This is a genomic window from Thioalkalivibrio sp. XN8 (assembly GCF_011058255.1).
Taxonomy (GTDB): Bacteria; Pseudomonadota; Gammaproteobacteria; order Steroidobacterales; family XN24; genus XN24.
This window is the reverse complement of the sequence record NZ_JAALFH010000059.1, coordinates 1-3,284: the sequence shown is the minus strand read 5'-3', so window position 1 is coordinate 3,284 and position 3,284 is coordinate 1. Positions and strand designations below refer to the sequence as shown.

Genomic DNA, 3,284 nt, shown 5'->3' with positions numbered 1-3,284 from the left:
GGTGCGCCAACGTCGCAGGCGGCGACGCGGGCGCGGCGCTGGCGGAAGCCCTGGCCGCCCTCGGCGGCGGTTCGCTCGCATTCCTGCGGGCGCAGCCGGAGGCGGGCGGGGTCCGCTGCGCCTATGCGGTGCCGGCCCGCCTGGGGGCCGATCGCTGGGCGGCGCTGCTGGGCGCCCGCGGCCTGGCGCCGGCCGACTGCCTGGTGATCGATGCCGGCTCGGCGTTGACGATCGACGCCTTGCGGGCCGACGGACGCCACCTGGGCGGCTGGATCCTGCCAGGGCTGGCCATGATGGTCGGCGCCCTGGAAGCGCGGACGGGCGACCTCGCGGAGCTGCGCCGGGTCTCGGCCCTGGCGCCGGCAGCGGCGTTCCCCGCCGACACCGGCCCGGCCATGACGGGGGGTGCGCTGCTGGCCGCCGCCGGGGCGGTGCTGCGCGCGAGAGAACGGCTCGGCGAGCGGGTCCAGGGGCCCGTGCGGCTGCTGCTGACCGGGGGCGACGCGCCGGCGCTGGCGGCCGAGCTCGGGGCAGGCGAGCTGGTGCCGGACCTGGTGCTGCGCGGGCTGGCCCGGGCGGCCGGCGGCGGCTGAGGCAAGCTGAACGGCGGCTGAATCGCCAGCCCGCGGTTGTCGTGGGCTTTACGCATGGCGGGCCGCATGGCCTTCGGTATACTGCTCCGGACTATGTCATCACCTTGGGTCCAGGAGGCCTGACACAATGAAGAAGACGATCATTGCCATCCTCGCCATGCCCCTGCTGGCCTTCAGCGGCGCCGCCCTGGCCGGCGATGCCGAGGCCGGCGCGGCCAAGGCGGAAGCGCTGTACTGCGGCGACTGCCATGCGGCTGACGATTTCCAGGGCATGAGCCTGGAGGAAATCACGGCCGCCCTGCAGCGGGTGCTGGAAGGCGAGCACCCCCCGGGCGCCGAAGACATGACGGCTGAGGACATTCCGGACCTCGCCGCCTACTACTTCGCCGGCGGCCAGTAAGGCCCGGTCACGGCCCTCCGGCGATGCCGCTCCCGGGCGACCGGGGGCGGCATCGTCTTGTTCCGGCGCCGGGCATGGCGCAGTTGCCGCCGGGCCGGGCGACTCCTAGAATGCGCCGGCAGGCCGGTGTAGCTCAGTTGGCAGAGCGGCTGATTTGTAATCAGCAGGTCGCAGGTTCGACTCCTGTCGCCGGCTCCAGCTCCCCTTCGCGAGCGCACTGCATCCCGGCCGGGACTCGGCTATACTTCGGCGCCCGAGTTCCCCCCTGAAAAGGAAAACTAGACATGAAGAAAATTGCCATCGCACTGATTTCCCTGCCCCTTTTCGCGCTCAGCGGCGCGGCCCTGGCGGCTGACGCGGCAGCCGGCGCCGACAAGGCCAGCATGTGCCTCGACTGCCACATGAACGATGACTTCAAGGGCCTGAGCGCCGAAGACATCGAGGGCATGATCAAGGCGGCCCGCGCCGGCGACGACCACGACCCGTCGATCAACGACCTGGCCGAGGAAGACATCGCCGATGTCGCGGCCTGGTTCGCGCACGAAGGCGCCAAGTAGGGCGAAATCCGCCGCCTGGACCCCGCCGGCGGTGGCGTGAGCCACCGCCGCTTCTGTTGACACCCCCCGAGCCGCGTTTAATAATACGCGGCTTGCGCTTTTGGGAGGGGTACCCAAGCGGTCAACGGGGGCAGACTGTAAATCTGCTGGCTCAGCCTTCGGAGGTTCGAATCCTCCCCCCTCCACCACGCGTCCGCAGCGGGTTGGCGCGGCGCGGGGCAGGCGGGCTGGGGCCGGGACATGAAACACGCGCGGGCGTAGTTCAATGGTAGAACCTCAGCCTTCCAAGCTGATGATGTGGGTTCGATTCCCATCGCCCGCTCCAGATGGGAGCCGCGCCCGCGGGGCGGACAGGGTTTAGGAGAGAATCGCGGCCCACATAGCTCAGACGGTAGAGCACTTCCTTGGTAAGGAAGAGGTCACCGGTTCAAGTCCGGTTGTGGGCTCCATGACAGGCGCAGGAACGAAACAGCGGGCGTGCCCCCGGGGCGCGCCGCCAATTGGCAGCAACGAACAAATTCACTGATCAGTCCGGAGTCGAGCACCGATGTCCAAGGCGAAATTCGAACGTACGAAGCCGCATGTGAATGTGGGGACGATTGGTCATGTTGATCATGGCAAGACGACCTTGACGGCGGCGTTGACGAAGGTGATGGCGGAGAAGTTTGGTGGTGAGGTGAGTGCTTACGACCAGATTGACAAGGCGCCGGAGGAGAAGGCGCGCGGCATCACGATTGCGACGGCGCACGTGGAGTATCAGTCGGAGGCGCGTCATTACGCGCACGTGGACTGTCCTGGGCATGCGGACTACATCAAGAACATGATCACGGGTGCGGCGCAGATGGACGGCGCGATCCTGGTGGTGTCGGCGGCGGACGGTCCGATGCCGCAGACGCGGGAGCATATTCTGCTGGCGCGCCAGGTGGGTGTGCCGTACATCGTGGTGTACCTGAACAAGGCGGACATGGTGGACGATGCCGAGCTGCTGGAGCTGGTGGAGCTCGAGGTTCGGGATCTGCTGAGCACCTATGAGTTCCCGGGCGACGACACGCCGATTATTACGGGATCGGCGCTGAAGGCGTTTGACGGTGACACGAGCGAGATTGGCATTCCGTCGATCGAGAAGCTGGTGGCGGCGATGGACAGTTACATTCCGGAGCCGGAGCGTGCGGTGGACGGTGCCTTTTTGATGCCGATCGAGGATGTGTTCTCGATTTCGGGTCGTGGCACGGTGGTGACCGGGCGTATTGAGCGGGGCATTGTGAAGGTGGGGGACGAGGTGGAGGTCGTGGGTATTCGCGACACTTCGAAGACCACGGTCACGGGTGTGGAGATGTTCCGCAAGCTGCTGGACCAGGGCCAGGCGGGCGACAACGTGGGGGTGCTGCTGCGCGGCACCAAGCGTGACGAGGTGGAGCGTGGCCAGGTGCTGTGCAAGCCGGGTTCGATCAAGCCGCACACCAAGTTCCAGGCGGAGGTGTACATCCTGACGAAGGAGGAGGGTGGCCGTCATACGCCGTTCTTCAAGGGATACCGGCCGCAGTTTTATTTCCGCACCACGGACGTGACCGGGATGGTCGAGCTGCCGGAGGGTGTGGAGATGGTGATGCCGGGCGACAACGTGCAGATGCAGGTGGAGCTGATTGCGCCGATCGCGATGGAAGAAGGCTTGCGCTTCGCCATCCGCGAGGGCGGCCGCACCGTCGGCGCCGGCGTCGTGGCAAAGATTTACGA

Annotated in this window: 4 protein-coding genes and 4 tRNA genes; all 8 read left to right on the top strand. The window is 67.2% G+C overall.

The features are described 5' to 3' along the window. The coding region (locus G6N75_RS07535; RefSeq protein WP_165347740.1) for a type III pantothenate kinase at nucleotides 1-593 on the top strand (593 nt) is incomplete at its 5' end. Nucleotides 594-720: 127 nt separating this feature from the next. After that, on the top strand, nucleotides 721-993 hold the full coding sequence (locus G6N75_RS07530) for a hypothetical protein (RefSeq protein WP_165347739.1): 273 nt from the start codon (nucleotides 721-723) through the stop codon (nucleotides 991-993). Between the two features lie 122 nt (nucleotides 994-1,115). Beyond that, nucleotides 1,116-1,191 (top strand) — tRNA-Thr (locus G6N75_RS07525). An 86-nt stretch (nucleotides 1,192-1,277) separates the two neighbouring features. Beyond that, nucleotides 1,278-1,550, top strand: coding sequence for a cytochrome c (locus G6N75_RS07520; protein WP_165347738.1), 273 nt, complete (start codon nucleotides 1,278-1,280; stop codon nucleotides 1,548-1,550). A gap of 103 nt (nucleotides 1,551-1,653) precedes the next feature. Then, nucleotides 1,654-1,738 (top strand) — tRNA-Tyr (locus G6N75_RS07515). A 63-nt stretch (nucleotides 1,739-1,801) separates the two neighbouring features. Further along, a tRNA-Gly gene (locus G6N75_RS07510) sits at nucleotides 1,802-1,875 on the top strand. Between the two features lie 48 nt (nucleotides 1,876-1,923). Continuing rightward, nucleotides 1,924-1,999, top strand: a tRNA-Thr gene (locus G6N75_RS07505). A 98-nt stretch (nucleotides 2,000-2,097) separates the two neighbouring features. Then, the coding region (gene tuf / locus G6N75_RS07500; RefSeq protein WP_165347737.1) for an elongation factor Tu at nucleotides 2,098-3,284 on the top strand (1,187 nt) is incomplete at its 3' end.

Excerpts from the sequence above, each read along its gene's own strand:
- G6N75_RS07530 (WP_165347739.1), top strand. The coding sequence starts at position 721 with ATGAAGAAGACGATCATTGCCATCCTCGCCATGCCCCTGCTGGCCTTC.
- G6N75_RS07520 (WP_165347738.1), top strand. The coding sequence starts at position 1,278 with ATGAAGAAAATTGCCATCGCACTGATTTCCCTGCCCCTTTTCGCGCTC.